Annotated in this window: 18 protein-coding genes; 10 read left to right on the top strand and 8 right to left on the bottom strand. The window is 39.4% G+C overall.

Features of this window, described 5'->3' with window-relative positions; genetic code table 11:
- Positions 1 to 205: 205 nt before the first annotated feature.
- From F4694_RS12155 to F4694_RS32830, 7 genes are all read right to left on the bottom strand, one after another.
- Positions 206 to 946: a creatininase family protein gene (locus F4694_RS12155; RefSeq protein WP_179598185.1), complete on the bottom strand. Its 741-nt coding sequence runs from the start codon at positions 944 to 946 to the stop codon at positions 206 to 208.
- A 15-nt stretch (positions 947 to 961) separates the two neighbouring features.
- Complete coding sequence (locus F4694_RS12150) at positions 962 to 1,573, bottom strand: bifunctional 4-hydroxy-2-oxoglutarate aldolase/2-dehydro-3-deoxy-phosphogluconate aldolase (RefSeq protein WP_218895630.1); 612 nt, start codon at positions 1,571 to 1,573, stop codon at positions 962 to 964.
- A 12-nt stretch (positions 1,574 to 1,585) separates the two neighbouring features.
- Complete coding sequence (locus tag F4694_RS12145; RefSeq protein ID WP_308806342.1) at positions 1,586 to 2,503, bottom strand: phosphotriesterase family protein; 918 nt, start codon at positions 2,501 to 2,503, stop codon at positions 1,586 to 1,588.
- Between the two features lie 67 nt (positions 2,504 to 2,570).
- Complete coding sequence (locus tag F4694_RS12140; RefSeq protein WP_179598181.1) at positions 2,571 to 3,839, bottom strand: PTS ascorbate transporter subunit IIC; 1,269 nt, start codon at positions 3,837 to 3,839, stop codon at positions 2,571 to 2,573.
- On the bottom strand, positions 3,840 to 4,127 hold the full coding sequence (locus tag F4694_RS12135) for a PTS sugar transporter subunit IIB (RefSeq protein ID WP_179598178.1): 288 nt from the start codon (positions 4,125 to 4,127) through the stop codon (positions 3,840 to 3,842).
- 13 nt (positions 4,128 to 4,140) lie between these two features.
- On the bottom strand, positions 4,141 to 4,572 hold the full coding sequence (locus F4694_RS12130; RefSeq protein ID WP_179598176.1) for a PTS sugar transporter subunit IIA: 432 nt from the start codon (positions 4,570 to 4,572) through the stop codon (positions 4,141 to 4,143).
- Between the two features lie 4 nt (positions 4,573 to 4,576).
- Positions 4,577 to 5,350, bottom strand: a complete 774-nt coding sequence (locus tag F4694_RS32830) for a GntR family transcriptional regulator (RefSeq protein ID WP_308806336.1) — start codon at positions 5,348 to 5,350, stop codon at positions 4,577 to 4,579.
- Between the two features lie 302 nt (positions 5,351 to 5,652).
- Between F4694_RS32830 and F4694_RS12120 the strand changes: the two genes are divergently transcribed.
- The 10 genes from F4694_RS12120 (at position 5,653) to F4694_RS12075 (ending at position 15,087) form a co-directional block, all read left to right on the top strand.
- A complete protein-coding gene (locus F4694_RS12120; protein ID WP_179598174.1) occupies positions 5,653 to 6,417 on the top strand; it encodes an IclR family transcriptional regulator in 765 nt (254 codons plus the stop codon).
- Positions 6,418 to 6,434: 17 nt separating this feature from the next.
- A complete protein-coding gene (locus tag F4694_RS12115; protein WP_179598172.1) occupies positions 6,435 to 7,898 on the top strand; it encodes an aldehyde dehydrogenase family protein in 1,464 nt (487 codons plus the stop codon).
- A 25-nt stretch (positions 7,899 to 7,923) separates the two neighbouring features.
- On the top strand, positions 7,924 to 9,249 hold the full coding sequence (locus tag F4694_RS12110) for an ABC transporter substrate-binding protein (RefSeq protein WP_179598170.1): 1,326 nt from the start codon (positions 7,924 to 7,926) through the stop codon (positions 9,247 to 9,249).
- Between the two features lie 68 nt (positions 9,250 to 9,317).
- Entirely contained in the window at positions 9,318 to 10,268 is a 951-nt protein-coding gene (locus F4694_RS12105) for a carbohydrate ABC transporter permease (protein ID WP_179598168.1), read from the top strand.
- A gap of 128 nt (positions 10,269 to 10,396) precedes the next feature.
- Positions 10,397 to 11,080, top strand: a complete 684-nt coding sequence (locus F4694_RS12100) for a carbohydrate ABC transporter permease (RefSeq protein ID WP_218895629.1) — start codon at positions 10,397 to 10,399, stop codon at positions 11,078 to 11,080.
- 15 nt (positions 11,081 to 11,095) lie between these two features.
- The gene (locus F4694_RS12095; RefSeq protein ID WP_218895628.1) at positions 11,096 to 11,566 is read left to right on the top strand and encodes a RidA family protein; all 471 of its coding nucleotides are present in this window, start codon (positions 11,096 to 11,098) and stop codon (positions 11,564 to 11,566) included.
- 13 nt (positions 11,567 to 11,579) lie between these two features.
- Positions 11,580 to 12,527, top strand: a complete 948-nt coding sequence (locus tag F4694_RS12090) for a sugar kinase (protein WP_179598164.1) — start codon at positions 11,580 to 11,582, stop codon at positions 12,525 to 12,527.
- Between the two features lie 12 nt (positions 12,528 to 12,539).
- Positions 12,540 to 13,325, top strand: coding sequence for a creatininase family protein (locus F4694_RS12085; RefSeq protein ID WP_179598161.1), 786 nt, complete (start codon positions 12,540 to 12,542; stop codon positions 13,323 to 13,325).
- Positions 13,312 to 14,412, top strand: a complete 1,101-nt coding sequence (locus F4694_RS12080) for a mandelate racemase/muconate lactonizing enzyme family protein (RefSeq protein ID WP_179598158.1) — start codon at positions 13,312 to 13,314, stop codon at positions 14,410 to 14,412. Before F4694_RS12085 ends, F4694_RS12080 begins: the two co-directional genes overlap by 14 nt.
- 18 nt (positions 14,413 to 14,430) lie before the next feature.
- Positions 14,431 to 15,087 carry a bifunctional 4-hydroxy-2-oxoglutarate aldolase/2-dehydro-3-deoxy-phosphogluconate aldolase gene (locus tag F4694_RS12075; RefSeq protein ID WP_179598156.1) on the top strand — a complete coding sequence of 219 codons (657 nt, stop codon included), beginning with the start codon at positions 14,431 to 14,433 and terminating at the stop codon, positions 15,085 to 15,087.
- On the opposite strand, the gene F4694_RS12070 is transcribed toward F4694_RS12075, so the two are convergent.
- Positions 15,040 to 15,639 (bottom strand): replication protein, encoded by a 600-nt coding sequence (locus F4694_RS12070; RefSeq protein WP_179598154.1) that lies wholly within the window; start codon positions 15,637 to 15,639, stop codon positions 15,040 to 15,042. The genes F4694_RS12075 and F4694_RS12070 overlap by 48 nt on opposite strands.
- Between the last annotated feature and the right edge of the window lie 650 nt (positions 15,640 to 16,289).

Here is a 16,289-nt window from a genome sequence, read left to right as displayed (position 1 = left end):
AGGGACATGGTGGTTTACAGAAAGTTGCTACAAAATTGTGTACTTCTTAGAATGAAAAAAGATTCAGCAATTTGCTGAATCAAAAGAAAGATATAAAAAGGGGTATGAATAGAAATTTCGATTATTTTTATCTTACCCTTCGATAATGAAGGGGGCGAAATCTAGAAAAAAGGTGTTCAGCCTCTAAACTGGACACCATAATCTTTTACTTTTTGGTTTCTTCGTAAGCTTCTAAGATGATTTGTTCCATTTCTGGTAGGAAAAGTTTTAACATGGTTTCTCCCTTTTCTTTTGTGGCCAATGTGGCATCCCCATAGACGCCGCTTTTACTTAGATTACCAAGTGAGATGGAGGATTTTCCATACAATCTTGGCTTTTCAGGATATTCACTAACTGCCTTGTTCATGTCAACGAGTTCCGGCTTAAGAGCTAGCATTAAAGAAGTTTCAAATTCACAGGCATGAATCATTCCGTGCCAGGTTGGTGATTTACAATGCTCTTCCATGATTTTGTTCAAGTTTGGATAGAAGAGATAAATCACAGGAATGTCTAACTCATCCGCAAGCTCTCTGGTTGCGTATTTCATGCTGGCATTATTGGCGTCATGACCATTCACAAGGACTAACATTTTGATGCCGTATCTTTGTACACTATGTGCTACATCTTTTATCACTGCCTCAACATGGTGCTGTTGAAGGGAGACGGTCCCTGGAATATCCCTCCAAACCCATGAATAACCAAATGGAAGAGAAGGGAGCAGTAACGCACCTGTTTGCTCAGATAGTTTTCTTGAAATTCCTTCTGCCAAGAAAATATCTACCCCTAGAGGTAAATGGTGACCATGCTGTTCCGTTGCACCCATTGGCAGAATGGCAACTGGGAATTCCTCAATTGCTGCCTTCACTTCGTCTCTGGTCATGTTGATTATTTCTTTGGCTTTTTGCATGTTCATCACCTCTCATTACTGTAATATCGAGACGTATTTCATTGCTGTGTTTTTAATTTTATCCTTATCTGCTTTGGTTGCTCCACGAGGTACAAGGTCGCTGCCAATTCCAAAAGAAGTGCAGCCAGCAAGGTAGTATTCCTGAATATTTTCTAGTGAGATTCCGCCTACGCCCATAAGATTGATATTCGGGAAAGGCCCTTTTAAGTTTTTGATATAATTTGGACCGAGATTATTTGCAGGGAATAGTTTAACTACTTTAATTCCTAGATTTAATGCCTGCATGATTTCTCCAGGTGTAAAAACACCAGGGAAGACTTCCACGTTTAAGTCCAGTATTTCAGTCATTAATTCTTTATCCCATCCTGGAGTAATAATATACTTAGCTCCCGCGGCGATGGCCTTTTTTGCCTGCTCGGTGGTTGTTACGGTACCGACACCTAAATGAATCTCATTGCCAAATCGATTATTCAGCAATTTAATACATTCTAGACCTTTTTCTTCCTCGCTTAAAGAAACTTCAACCCAGTCAACTCCACCTTCAATTAAGGCTTCTTGGATATCGATGACTTCAGATGGATCAACTCCACGGATAATGGCTACAATCGTACCTTTTTTGATATTCATTGTTTCACCCACTTAAAACTGGCCGAGCCAGCGGGCAGGGTTTTTAATGAAAATGGTATCGATATCTTTCTGGCTAACACCTTCATCTAATAAGCGTGGGATGAATTTTTTGAGAATATATTCAAAACCAGGACCGCCGCCATAGGCATGAAGGTAAGCCTTTCTTCCCATATCTGCAGAAACCAGTAATTGTTCAACAAATCCGTGTTCAATCATATTTTTAATTAATTCAATTCTTACACTGTCAGGGTAGTACTTGATCTTACTAGCGCCATCAAACTGAACATAAGCACCTCTTTTAGCAAGCTCTAGGTGGTAATACGGATCAGCATTACGGTCACTATGACCAACAGCTACTTTTGTTAGGTCAACTCCCTCATCTTCAAGGATGTCTAGCATTTCTTGCCCCATTGTACCTGCTTCGGTATGAAGCCACACTGGTGCACCCGTTTCTAATTGTGCCCGAGACATCGCTCGCGTTACTTTTTCTTCTAGAGGATGAATCATTTGGTCCCATGAACCTGACTTTAAAAATCCAGCCTTTGCTTTTGTTCCGTCCATTCCGATGGTTATATCACGGACCAGCTTTTGTGTAATCTCTTCAATTTCTAACGCTTGAACCCAACGTGGGAAGTAGATATGTTTGTTGAACCCCGTTGTCATGACAAGATTAACACCGGTTTCCTCAGCCATGCGGACCAGCCATTTGGCATCACGCCCATAGTCAAGTGTTGTAGCGTCTACTAATGCATTACCCCCAGCACGTTTAAATCTCCACAATTCACTAACACTCGCTTCGTAGTCGGTTAACTCCAAATCTCGATCCTTTTGACTTGCTGGTGGATTTGCCCATAAATGTTCATGGCTATATGTGAACCCTAAATCACTTGCCTCGATATCTCCTAAGACTGTACGAACTTTTCCCATTATGCTCACTCCTATTAATATTTAAATAGTGAGAGGAAAGAATTTTAGCTCTTCCCTCTGACAACATCATTTAAATTCCGATTCCAAACAACATGCCAACTAGACGAATAAGAATCACGACGATGATTGCATCTGGAGAAGCAAACCATAATCCTTCAACGCCATATTTGGTTACATCCACAAGTGGATACGCTAATGCTACAAGTAATGTCCAGGAAAAACCTAGGAAGAAGCCTGAGATAATTGCTCCACGTCTCCCGCCGGTTGCGTTTCCAAATACCCCTGCAGCGCCTCCCATGAAAAACAGACCGATAACGGATGGGAGTACGACAACTGGTAAAATGCTAGAGATGGCTGTTACTAATAATCCACCAACTAATGCAGCTAAAAATCCGATGGTTACTGCAATTGGCGCAAATGAGTAGAAAATTGGAACGTCCAAAGCTGGTTTAGCTCCGGGAACGATTTTCTCTCCAACCCCTTTAAAAGCAGGGACAAGTTCACCTAAGAACATCCGGACACCTGCAAGTAATACTAGAATACCGACAACGAATGTTAGTGCAGACATGATTGCGAATTGGATGGAATTTTGACCGCCGGCAATTTCAGCCATTTTAGCTGAATCAACAAAGAAGGAGGTGATGACATAAATAATTACCATAACAATTCCCATTAACACACTCATATCTTTTAGGAAATCTATCGACTTTGGAACTTTAACATCCTCTGAAGATTGCTCTTTATTTCCTAATTTTCCGCCAATCCAACCCGATAAGCTAATCCAAGAGCTTCCCCAGAAACCGAAAGCAACATGATCATTGCCGGTTACCTTACGGACAAAAGGCTGAGAAATAGCAGGGAATAAGACCATAGAAATACCCTGAATAATTGAACCTAACACGATTGTTGTAATAGATGAAAGACCCATTTGGTCGAAAACAATCGCCATTGTTCCTGCAAATGAGAACATCATATGACCTGTTAAAAAGATATATTTCCATTTTGTAAATCTAGCAATAATGAGATTGATTAAGAAAGAGAATACTAGAATTAGTGCAGTCTCTGTACCTAAAACTGTTTGGACCCCTGCAACGAGAGCATTATCCTCAGCAACAACTCCTGTTAATCCGAATGCTTCGTTGAACATTGTACTAAAAGGTATTAAGGCTGTAACAATAATGTTAGAACCTTGTTGAAGCATTAAGAAACCAAATATCGTTTTTAAAGTCCCTTTAATAATATCTGATGTTGACTTTCTGAGGGCGATTAAGCCGACTGCTGCAATGATCGCTAAAATGATGGCAGGATTACTCAGTATAGATACGATAAAATCTAGCATCTATTTCACTCCTTTAGCGAGCTTTTCGATAACAGGCATTACTTTTCGTTCGATTTCATCCTTATCTAATAGATTATTGATAGCTACTACTTCGACAGCTTCATCACTTAATTCAGCTGCAATTTCACTTGAAGCAACCATGAAGTCACAGGTTTTTCCTTTTGCAGAACCTAAATCAACAGCTTCTCCATTAATCGTAAACCCGTGTTTTTTTCCAATCGCTTGTACTTCCATTAATAGCATTAATGATGTTCCAAATCCCATTCCACAAACTGCAACAATATTCATTTTTCCCCACTCCTTATTTTGTAATTGAAATAATTTCTTCTTTACTATCTGTAGTTAAAATTGTTTTAAGCTTTTCTTTATTTCCTAAGATAGCGGCTAAGGATTGCAGCATTCCAATATGAGTCGTACTATCAGTTCCGCAGAGAGCACAGACAATCTGAACGGGGTCATTGGTTGGGTGGCCAAAGACCACAGGGTTTTTAAGACGGACAATGGAAACGCCTTGTTGAATTACCCCTTGCTCAGGTCTTGCGTGTGGTACTGCAATTAAGGGGGCAATGACAATATAGGGGCCAACATCTTTTAGCCCTTTCACCATTGCTTCAACATAGCGTTCTTCCACTTTGTTATCTGCGACCAGTAAAGCACCCGCTATTCTAATTGCTTCTTCAGGAGTAGTGGCTTCCACATCTAAACTAATTACCTTTTCTGTTAGTGCTAACATTCCATCACTCACCTTCCGTGTTAAAAGATTTCATTTTATTTCTTCCAAAAAGGTCAATATCGTATTGATAGCGGTCAGAGCGGTTTGCCATTTCGACCAATTCGAAAGGGGTTCCGTCAGGCAGGTAGGATACCCGAGTAATATGAAGAATCGCTGAATCAGGTGAAACTCCTAATTCTAGAGCTTCAAGGTCATTAGCAATTCTTGCTTTGATTCTTTCGTGTGCCCTTTCAAGCTGGATTCCGTAATCCTCCTCCAGCACTTCGTATAGTGATTCTTTTCGCAATCCTTTTTTTATAAAATCAGGTACAAATTTGGAGCGGAAGTAGTTAATAATGATGGATATTGGTTCACCGTCCGCACATCGCAGCCTCTTTAAACAAATGACCTTTTCGCCCTTTGATAGCTTTAATTCCTCTACGATCTTCCTCGAAGGTTCAATTTCATTCATAATGAGATTTTTTGTTTCAGTTTGCTTCCCTTTAGCCCTCATTTCTTCGGTCCAGCTTGTAATCGAACCTGCCTTTTGGACAATTTTCCTAGATTGAACGAAAGTTCCTCGACCTTGAGTCTTTGTAACGACTCCCTCTTTGACAAGTTCTTCGATCGTCTTTCTAACGGTAATTCGACTGACTCCGAATCTCTTTTCTATTTCTGCCTCTATTGGAAGAGCATCGCCCTCCTTTAGATTCTCGTCGATGTAATCGAGGAGTGCTGCTTTTAATTGTTGATAGAGTGGCTCTTTTGAGTTTTTATCTAATGATAAAATGGATATCACCTCATCCTAAAAGATTATAATGAATGCGCTTTATTTATTTATGTTTAAATAATAACATTATAATGAATTTTGTCAAATGATTATTTATAATTGAATACATCATGATGTATTTGAATATATCGATCGTAATCTATCAAAATCATAATTACTTAATTATTGATAGAAAGTCTGACAACGTTTTGTAAAAATAATTTAAATTCTTGGTTGACAGGTAAAAAGGAACAAGTTACTATAATATCAAAATTGTTGCAATATTTAGAATCGTGTTGCAAATGATGCAACGGAATAAGGGTGTGGTACAAGTGAGTACGATTGACAGAGCTTTAACATTAGTAGAGCAAATTGTCGAAAGACCTATGAAACTACAAGAAATCGCAAAAGAACTTGATGTTCATAAAAGCAGTGCCTCACGGATCGTAAAGGTCCTTGAAAAACACAAGTTCTTAAAAACAGAGAATGGGGTGATTTATCCAGGGTATGGCATTCTCCAGCTTGCATACCTCATTAATGAAAAGTTAGACATTAGGAATATTGCTCGTAATCATATTGAACACTTAGGGGAGGTAACAAGAGGGACGATTCATCTATGTATACTGGATGGAAATGAAGTCGTTTACATAGACAAAAAAGACAGTCCTTACCCTGTCCGAATGCATAGTCGAATTGGTAATCGGGGTCCTGTTTATTGTACAGGTGTTGGGAAAGCCATACTTGCTTACTTACCAGAAAATGAAGTAGAGAAGTTAATGAATAGTATTACCTTTAATTCATTCACAAAAACAACAATCGATAATCGTGAGGATTTACTAAAAGAATTAGCCTCTATAAAAGAGAGCAGTATTTCAATTGACAATGGAGAGCATGAAGAAAGCGTGCGATGTATTGCTGCGCCAATATTCAATTTCGAAAGAAAGCCAGTGGCAGCAATTAGTATTTCTTATACAACCACGAGAAACACATTAGAGGATTTATTCCAATACCGGAGTCTTCTTCTTGAAACGACAAAAGCAATCTCAGCTGAACTAGGTTTTGTTCCATCTCTAACAGAGATGGTTAATAAATATTAATTGCAGGAGGGTACAAAATGGCAATCCAAACAAATACTGAAGTAGCAAAATTGTTAATTGGCGGGCAATGGGTAGAAAGTACAGAGGGGAAATATCTAGAAACCTATAATCCAGCTACTGGTGAAGTCGTAGGTAAAGTGCCTGAGGGAACGATAGAGGATATTCATAAAGCGGTAGCCGCAGCAAAACAAGGACAACCAGCATTAGCTGCTCTATCCTTATTTGAACGCTCCGCATTGTTAAATAAAATTGCTAATGCACTTGAGCTGAGGAAAGAAGAGATTGCTAGAGTTTGCAGCTTGGAAGAAGGGAAACCACTTTACGGTGAAGCCATTTTTGAAGTGGGTGCAGCGGTACAAGGTTTCCGTAATGCAGCTGAGCAGGTTAAGTACTTAGAAGGAACCACCATCCCGGTAGAAGGTAAAACCAAAAAGGCATTTAATTTCTATCAGCCGAAAGGTATTTATGCTGTCATTACACCATTTAACTTTCCAGTGAACATTCCTGTTGAATACATTGGGCCGAATATAGCAGCAGGAAATGCCATTGTATGGGTACCGGCACCAACTACTGCGTTAACGGGACTTAAGTTGGCAGAGGTTATTCAAAGTGCTGGAATTCCTGATGGAGTATTAAATGTTGTCACAGGCAAGGGTGAAGTGATTGGTGATGAATTAGTAGGACATCCGGATATAAATGGGATCGGTTTCACGGGCAGTACACCTACTGGTAACATCATCTCGCGTCGTGGTGCAGGAAAACATCAAGTGATGGAGCTTGGTGGAAATGGACCAACTATTGTACTTGAAGATGCAGATGTAGCTAAGGCTGCGGAATCAATCTTTTATGGCTGCTTTGTCAATGCAGGCCAAACATGTTCTTCCACTGAACGAATTCTCATCCATGAAAGCCTGCAGGATGAATTCGTTGAAAAATTATTGGCAAAGGTACAGGCAGAAATTAAGTTAGGCGACCCGCTTCTAGCAGAAACCACCATGGGACCTCTTCATAATGAAGGAATTGCTTCCAAGATGGACGCACATGTCCAAGATGCGATTGCGAAGGGCGCAGAACTTGTTTATGGAGGAAAGCGTGCCTCCGGATACTCAACCAATCTTTATTATGAACCTACAATTCTTAAGAATTGCTCACAGGATAGTCTAGTGAATTTAGAAGAAACCTTTGGTCCAATTGCACCTATTGTTACGTTTAAAACGAAGGAAGAGGCGATAGAAATCGCTCGTCAAGGCAATTTCGGGCTACTTGCTTCTGTATTTACAGAGAGTTCAAAAAATGCGTTCTTTTTCATTGAAAACTTAAAGCATGGCATTGTAAATATTAATGAACACTCGAATTATTGGGAGTTGCATATACCTTTCGGTGGTGGTGCAGGAACAAAAAGTGGTCAGGGACGTATTGGCGGAAAGCAGCTAATTGAAGCAATGAGTAATCTGAAGACGGTTATTTGGGAACTTTCTTAAATACGAATTGAAGGGGTTGAATTATATGAAATTTAAAATGACATTGATCGGTTTACTGGCATCAATGATGGTATTTACAAGTGCGTGCTCTAAAGATACAGGTGCTGACACAAACACAACTTCTTCAGGTAATTCAAACAAATTAGAAGGAACAACTTTGAATGTATTAATTAAGACTGGCTATGAATCTGAAGCTATTACAGCTTATGAAGAAGATTTTGAAGAGGAAACAGGTATTGAATTAGAGATTGAAGTAGTGGATGAACCGACATTAAGAAAGAAGTTCGTTCTTGATAGTACAAGTAAAACAGGTGCATATGACGTGGTGGCGACACAATTCTGGTATATGCCGGAATACATTCAAGGTCAATTTTTAGAGCCATTAGATACGTTTATTAAAGACAAACCATCCGAATGGCTAGCTGCTGATGATATTAGTGATGGTTTAAAGGGCACTTTTAAAGACGCTGATGGCAAGTTATATTCCTTACCAGTGTCTGCATCAAGTGGTGTTCTTATGTACAGGAAGGACTTATTTGAAAAGTACGGTATTGATGTACCAAAAACAACTGAGGATGTTCTCGAAGCTGCTAAGACACTTAAAGAAAAATTACCAACAGATACCGTTCCATTTGTAGGAAGAGGAGAATCTTCTTCAGGTTCCTTTGGAAGCTCAGCAGGCTGGGCATGGGCATACGGAGCTAGTGTATTAGATAAAGAAGGAAATGTTACTGTTACAAGTCCAGAAATGAAACAGGCTATTTCGGATTGGGTAACATTGATGAAGGATTATGGACCAACAGATGCATCGGCAATGGGATGGGATACCATGTCTGAAATGTTCCGACAAGGAAAAGCCGCTATGAACTTTGACATGAGTGGTTTTCCAAGTGTTTATACCGATCCAAGTGTTTCTTCTGTTGCGGATAATGTTGGAGTAGCCATTATCTCTGGACCTGCAAATGAAACAGCACAATGGGTATATGCTGAAGGGTTGGGTATTAGCAAGTATTCGAAAAACAAAGATGCAGCGTGGCAATTCCTACAATGGCGTACTAGTTTAGATGTTGCGAAGCAAGAGGCTGCAGATGGTTTAAGAATTGACTTCCCGCTTGATTCTATTTACGAAACAGATGAATTTAAAGATGCAACAGAGTCTTTAGATTTTGCTGGAGAACTGCCAAAAATTATGAGTTCATTTAATTCGGCATACTGGCCAAATGTAGTTGAATTTGACAAGTTAGGTCAGGAGTTCCAGAAGGAAATTTCCTTAGCGATTGAAGGCAAACAGGATGTTGATAAAGCTTTAAGTAATGCTCAAGCCAATGTAGAAGCTGTTGTAAAAAAGTAAGACTGTTAACTATATAGAAACAGGGACAATTGGTTCCTGTTTCTAATCTAATCTTGAGGAGGGGTGTAATGAGTTCCCAGACAGATTATCAACTTACGTCATTACCTAATAACAAGCTTGTTAAGAAAAGGAGAAGCTTTTCTCGTATCGTAAAAAACCCTGCCTTTTTATTTCTTCTTCCAACGATTATTGTCTTTGTTCTACTGGGTGTTTATCCTACTGTAAGTGCCATTTGGACAAGTTTATTAAGCTATAACTTAACAGAACCATCGAATGTTGAGTTTGTTTTCCTCCAAAACTATATTTCTATTTTTAAGGAAGGACGATTTTGGATTGCCCTTTGGCACTCTGCACAATTTGTAGTGACAGGTGTTGGTCTTTCCTTTGTAATAGGTCTCTTCATTGCCATGCTTTTAAATAAGATTACACGCTTTAAAACATTTTATCAGGTAGGTTTTTTGATCCCTATGGTTATTTCTCCTACTGTAGCAGCTTATAACTTTAAGTTTATGTACAATTACAATTTTGGAATATTTAATAGCTTACTAGAAAAAGTAGGCTTGGAGAGAATTGACTTTTTAGGAAACTCTGCAACCGCCCTTTGGGCAACTGTTGTTATTGATATTTGGCAGTGGACGCCATTAGTCATTCTTATCCTATTAGCGGGACTTGAAACACTGCCAAAGGAACCATATGAAGCTGCACTAATTGATGGTGCGAGTCCGTTAAAAACGTTTTTCAGCATTACCATTCCGTTGTTAAAGCCCTTCATTATCATTGCAATTCTGATCCGGTTAATGGATTCATTGAAGGTATATGAATATATTCAGCTGGTAACAGCTAGCGGCCCAGGGACCTCTTCTGAAACGCTAAATACATACTTAGCGACGGTTGGTTTTAACTGGTTTGAAATGGGGAGCGGTTCAGCGTTGGGGTTAATTGCACTTAATATTACGTCATTGTTATCCCTCTTCTTAGTAAAGAAAACAAATATGTTTAAAGCAGGTGAGGAGCATTGACACTAAAGAAAACGTCCATTTACATCATTCTTACTGTATGTTTAATTATTTCAGTATTTCCATTTTTTTGGTTGGTTCTCACATCCTTGAAACCTGGTAATGAAGTACTGGAACCTACTTTTTTGATCATGCCTATTTTCGATAATTATGTAAACGTTCTTACTGACGCAAAGTTTTTGAATCGTTTAGGGAACAGCTTTTTTATAAGTATCATGACTGTGATCATTACTGTTCCAATTGGTTGTTTAGGTGGTTATGCCTTTGCGCGATTACGTTTTAAAAAGAAAGATAACTACTTTTTCATGCTATTAACTACTAGGATGGCGCCGCCAGTTGCTTTTGGTGTTCCGTTTTACCTGCTGCTTTCCAATAATCATTTGGTAGACACCTATACAGGTTTGATTAGTGCTTATGTTTTTATGAACTTAGCGTTCTGTATTTGGTTAACACGCGGGTTTTTTGAGGAAATTCCATATGAACTAGAAGAAGCCGCCTATATGGACGGATGTAGTAAATTAACAAGCTTCATAAGAATTACTATTCCCTTATCAGTTGGTGGAATCATTACAACTTCCATTCTTATGTTCATTATTACATGGAATGAATTCTTTTTTGCATCAATCTTAACAAGGAATGAAGTAGCTACCTTTACCGTACATTTGACCACATTCTTTGGATCGAGACGTATTGATTGGGGAGAATTAGCAGCAGCATCAACGATTGTCAGCATCATCCCGATTATCTTCGCGATAATGACTCGAAAGTTTATTGTTCGTGGCTTTTCACTCGGTGCGGTAAAGAATTCAAAGTAAAAAAAGGAAAAGGGGTTGAGTTCAATCGAGACGGTAGAAGAAGTTTTAGAAAAATTAGATCTACGTTTGCCAGAGCCAGCCAAGCCAGTGGCGAGCTATATCCCTTCTGTTCGGACCGGTAACCTGGTCTTTATATCTGGGCAAGGGCCAATAGAGGATGGAGGCTATAAATATATTGGAAAAGTCGGAAGTGATTTGACCTTAGAAGAAGGCTATGATGCTGCCCGCCATGTGGCATTAAATTGTTTATCTGTATTAAAACAAGAAATTGGAGATTTAAAAAAGGTGAAAAGAATTGTCAAGCTATTGGCATGGGTAAATAGTGCACCTGGATTTAACCAGCAGCCGAAGGTCATAAATGGTGCCTCCGATTTATTACAAGCAGTTTTCGGTGAGAATGGCAGGCATGCTAGATCTGCAGTTGCGGCAAATGAATTACCATTTGATATCCCGGTTGAAATAGAAATGGTTGTTGAGGTCGAGTGAAGGAGGGGACTAAATGTTTGATATCGTAACGATTGGTGAGAGCATGGTTGTTTTCAACCCTACCGAGATCGGGCCTATGCGGCATTGTCAAACCTTCCGAATGCAAATGGCCGGTGCTGAAAGTAATGTAGCTATTGGTTTAGCACGGTTGGGCCATAGTGTTAGTTGGTGCAGCCGAGTGGGGGATGATGAGTTCGGGAAATACATTGTAAACACCCTCCGTGCAGAAAATGTGGATGTATCCATGGTTAGGTTTGATTCTGATAACCGTACAGGGCTCATGTTTAAGGAAGAGAGAAAAAAAGGATTATCAAATGTTTATTATTATCGAAACGAATCCGCTGCTTCAAAACTATCAGAATTCGATATACAACGTGCCTGGATTCGAAAAGCGCGAATTCTTCACCTTACTGGAATTACACCAGCCTTAAGTGAAAGCTGTCGAAGTGCTATCTTTCAGGCCATCAAGCTAGCAAAAGAAGAAGGGATTCCCATTTCCTTCGATCTTAATATGAGAACGAAGCTGTGGGAAAAAGACATAGCTGTATCAGTATTAACTTCTATTATGAAAGAATGCCATTATTTCCTCCCAAGCTATCAAGAAGGAGTATTACTCTCTGGCATAGACTCAGTAAAAGAAATGGCTGAGTACTTTTATCAACATGGCCCGCGTGTTGTGGTGATTAAAAAGGGAGCTGAAGGATCTTATCTTTTAGACCAAGATGGTGGTAGATGGATCCCGCCTTTTCGAGTAGAACAGGTCATGGATTCCATTGGAGCTGGGGATGCTTTTGCAGCAGGTTTTTTATCCGGTATATTAAACGGATCTACAAATGAGGAGGCAACAAGGAGAGGGAATTTGCTAGGGGCATATTCGGTATCCGTAAAAGGAGATTGGGAGGGACTTCCATCTGAGAAGGAGCTCAGCCAAATTTTCACGGTGGAAGACGCGATTAGATAAGGGGGAAAAAAGATGGAGAAAATTATTTGGAGTGACTATACCACATACGAATTAAAAGAAATAATTGAAAAGGAAAATCCAGTCGTCATTGTAACCGTGGGTGCAACAGAACAGCATGGTCCCCATTTACCGCTGAATACGGATACAGATATTGGCTTTAATATAGCGAAGAGAATTGCCGCGTCTTCACCGGTGAAGACGCTGGTGGTTCCGCCAGTTTGGGCAGGATTTTCCCCACACCATATGGATTTTACGGGAACCATTTCTCTGAAACAATCCACACTTTTTGCTGTAACATACGATATTATTGATTGTTTAATTAAGCATGGGATCAAGAGAATCATTTTATTAAATAGTCATGGTGGTAATATGTCTTTATTAAAAACTGTGGCTGATGAGATTGGTGTTGTTCATAAGATTTCCCCATTATATGTGACCTATTGGAACCTGATTTCAGATGTGATCGGAGAAATTCGCCAATCTGAATTAGGCGGTATGAGCCATGCTTGTGAACTTGAAACCTCATTAAAAATGATATTCTCTGAAGATGATGTTAGATTCGAACTTGCAAAGGACGTAATGATAACAGGGAATTCATTCTATGGAGTAGATATGTTTGCAGGTAATAAGGTAGGTATATATAGACCTTTTAAAGACTGGACTGAAACCGGACAGATCGGCGCGCCTACTCTAGCTTCTGTCGAAACTGGGGAAAAAATTATCAATGCGGTTATTAATCGATTTGTAAAATTAATTGAACAAGAATGGGCGGGTGAATTAGTAAATGAAAATTGTTGATATTGAGACTATAGCGGTTCGGGTTCCATTAATTAAGCCGTTTAAAGCCGCTTATGGAGTCAGGGATACTGCGGATTTTGTTCTAGTAAAAGTGTTTGCAGATAATGGACTGGAGGGAATTGGAGAAGCAGCAACCATTCCAATTTATGACGAAGGTAGTCAGGCAAGTGCTGTGTTTGCCATCAATCGTTATCTTAAACCATTATTAATTGGTCAGGATCCTCGGAAAATAGGTCTTATCCATGAGATGATGGATAAAGCGATTAAAGGTGAGCGTTACGCCAAAAGTGCGGTTGACTATGCTCTATATGAGTTAACTGCAAAATATTTCAATCTTCCTGTGTATCAATTGCTTGGAGGAAAAAATCGTGATATTCAAGTTACAGCTGTATTAAGCGCTGGCAATACAGAAGAAATTGTAACGGAGGTAACAAAGAAAAAGGAAGCAGGTTATAAGGTATTTAAGCTCAAGATTGGAACTGATCATACCCAAGATTTGGAGCGGGTGAGACTGATTCGTGAAGCCATCGGTTATGATGTTGATTTACGCTTAGATGGAAATGAAGGCTGGAGAGGTAAAGAGGCCGTTCGTAAAGCAAAAGACATAGAGGAGTACAATCCTTCGCACTTAGAACAGCCGGTCCCTAATTGGGATTTAGAGGGTCTAAAATATTTAAGAGAAAATTCATCGATACCCATTGTTATTGATGAAAGCGTCTTAACGTTAAAGGATGCGTATAAGGTCATTAAATATGTTGGGGGAGATATCCTAAATATAAAAACAGCTAGATCCGGTGGATTATTCCCTTCCCTGAAAATAGCAGCTACTGCCGAGGCTGCAGGAGTAACTCCTCTACTTGGAAGTATGTTAGAACTGGGTATTGGGACAATTGCCAATGCGCACTTTGCAGCCAGTTTAACAGGGACTAATTTAGCAACTGAGCTTGTGGGACCGCAATTTGTTAAAAAAGATATTTTGAGAGAAGATATAGTCTATGAAAATGGTTATCTAGTCCTTCCTGAAGGACCGGGCTGGGGTGTAGAAATTGACCGCGATATGGTGAAGGAATTTACCGTTACGTTATAAATTAAAGGGGTTGGCAGTATGGAAAATGCACTCTCTAACAGGCTCAATACTGTAAATGAATTACTAGATGCGAAAATAATATCAATCCTCAGACATGTTCCTGATTCCCACCTATTAGATGTGGTGGGTGTACTTATTGAATCGGGCATTCGAGCAATTGAAGTAACGCTGAACTCTAAAAACGCAATTTACCATATAGAAGAAATTGCGCGGGTCTATGGTAATTCAGTATTGTTAGGTGCTGGAACAGTAACAAATGGACAGGATGTAGTGGACGCTTATAATGCAGGTGCTCGTTACATATTAACTCCTTATGTAGCAGAGTCAGTTGTTGTTTCATCTCAATCCAAAGAGATGCCTGTTATCATGGGAGCAATGACGCCTACTGAAGTAGCTAATTCCAAAGCAATGGGAGCAGACCTTATTAAAATATTCCCTGCAGAAAGATTAGGTTCTGGTTATATAAAAGATATTTTGGCTCCTTTAGATGACATTAAAATATTTGTGGTAGGCGGAATTAACTCCTCAAATGCCAAAGAATATCTGGATGCGGGAGCGGTAGGCATCGGTGTTGGTGGGAATTTAGTAGATAACAGGATGTTTTTAACTGAAAATTGGAAAGAGATGCTATCTAATAAAGCTCAAGCATTTGAATGGTTGAAAAGAGAAGGGTAACTGACCCTTCTTTATTTTTATGTCCATCGTTTTCCGGGAATCGGGTTTAAAGCTCTTCCCGGTCTTTTCATTCAGGTACTGAATAATGTCTGCATACGGGATAGTCTTTTTCTCTGTAGTAATCTCTGAAGTACTCTCTGGTATTGCTTGGTTCAAGCTGAACTGCATAGGAGTCTGTTCTGATACTGCCGCCGGTTCAGATTGAGCCGTGGATGGCCCACATCGTTTCTCGATTTTTAGCAGTTGCTCATAATCGATCGTATACCATTTCGTTTTATCCAGCTGCAAGGCATTCCAATTGGCCGATATCACTATTCCGCTTTTTTCTAACGAATAAAACGTCCGCCGAATGGTACTAATCGACCAAAAGGGGAACTGCTTCTGCCAATCCTCATAGGTGTTGTACACCCACTTTTTCCCTTCAATTTTGCGCTTACTAATGCTAAGCCAATAATGAATCTGCTGCAGAACCACCGCCTCATTCATTCCAATCTTCACGGCAAGAGACGGAACAATCACCAATGGGGCTTCATTAATCAATAACGTACTCATTTAAATCTCTCCTCTTCTTATCATCGAAACAGTGGAAACTTCGTAGGTGGTATCCTCGAACTGCTCACTGTTTTCTCACCCTTTATATATAGACAAGAAGGGGAAAAGGACAGGGTCAAAAAAACTTTTTTATCGATAAGCCTAATTTGTGTCGAAAGTGAGAACACATTCTTCGACAGGTTTCTTTTAATGATGAGGAAGGGCTCGTTTTAACGGCGGGGTTTTCAGTGCTTTTAATCAAATGATTGATTAGTTGAGTAAAGAGTTAATCAATCATTTGATTAAATATGCTGTATTTCCTTTTATTTGGGGTTTTTGTCCATTTTACTGGCGAAAAAATTGTTGGGCTTTGGAGGTTAATCATATTGGCGAAAGGGGGGTTCGAATAAACAAAAGTGAAATTTGCCATAAGTAAATGGGGTTATAAGTTATCCTTAAGGTTTGGATGGCCAAGGTTTCTTAATGGAAATAGAAATGATAAGAACAGGTTAAGCACCCATTTGATAAATAGACGGAAAAATTCCGCCTAATTCGAAAATGGCTTTGAAATTAGTCTAAACATACTAACATTAGTAGCACAAACCAAGGCCATGGTTTGTGCTACTATTTTTTTATAGTAGAAGTGAAGGAAGGTCGATCCGTCTATGGGA

This window comes from Neobacillus driksii (assembly GCF_013409995.1).
GTDB classification, from domain to species: domain Bacteria; phylum Bacillota; class Bacilli; order Bacillales; family Cytobacillaceae; genus Neobacillus; species Neobacillus driksii.
This window is presented reverse-complemented; position numbering and strand designations above follow the sequence as displayed.

Coding starts and splice junctions, on each gene's coding strand:
- F4694_RS12100 (WP_218895629.1), top strand. CDS start 10,397: ATGCCTATTTTCGATAATTATGTAAACGTTCTTACTGACGCAAAGTTT.
- F4694_RS12155 (WP_179598185.1), bottom strand. CDS start 946: ATGCAAAAAGCCAAAGAAATAATCAACATGACCAGAGACGAAGTGAAG.
- F4694_RS12080 (WP_179598158.1), top strand. CDS start 13,312: ATGAAAATTGTTGATATTGAGACTATAGCGGTTCGGGTTCCATTAATT.
- F4694_RS12075 (WP_179598156.1), top strand. CDS start 14,431: ATGGAAAATGCACTCTCTAACAGGCTCAATACTGTAAATGAATTACTA.
- F4694_RS12115 (WP_179598172.1), top strand. CDS start 6,435: ATGGCAATCCAAACAAATACTGAAGTAGCAAAATTGTTAATTGGCGGG.
- F4694_RS12135 (WP_179598178.1), bottom strand. CDS start 4,127: ATGAATATTGTTGCAGTTTGTGGAATGGGATTTGGAACATCATTAATG.
- F4694_RS12150 (WP_218895630.1), bottom strand. CDS start 1,573: ATGAATATCAAAAAAGGTACGATTGTAGCCATTATCCGTGGAGTTGAT.
- F4694_RS12070 (WP_179598154.1), bottom strand. CDS start 15,639: ATGAGTACGTTATTGATTAATGAAGCCCCATTGGTGATTGTTCCGTCT.
- F4694_RS12085 (WP_179598161.1), top strand. CDS start 12,540: ATGGAGAAAATTATTTGGAGTGACTATACCACATACGAATTAAAAGAA.
- F4694_RS12090 (WP_179598164.1), top strand. CDS start 11,580: ATGTTTGATATCGTAACGATTGGTGAGAGCATGGTTGTTTTCAACCCT.
- F4694_RS12105 (WP_179598168.1), top strand. CDS start 9,318: ATGAGTTCCCAGACAGATTATCAACTTACGTCATTACCTAATAACAAG.
- F4694_RS12140 (WP_179598181.1), bottom strand. CDS start 3,839: ATGCTAGATTTTATCGTATCTATACTGAGTAATCCTGCCATCATTTTA.
- F4694_RS12130 (WP_179598176.1), bottom strand. CDS start 4,572: ATGTTAGCACTAACAGAAAAGGTAATTAGTTTAGATGTGGAAGCCACT.
- F4694_RS12110 (WP_179598170.1), top strand. CDS start 7,924: ATGAAATTTAAAATGACATTGATCGGTTTACTGGCATCAATGATGGTA.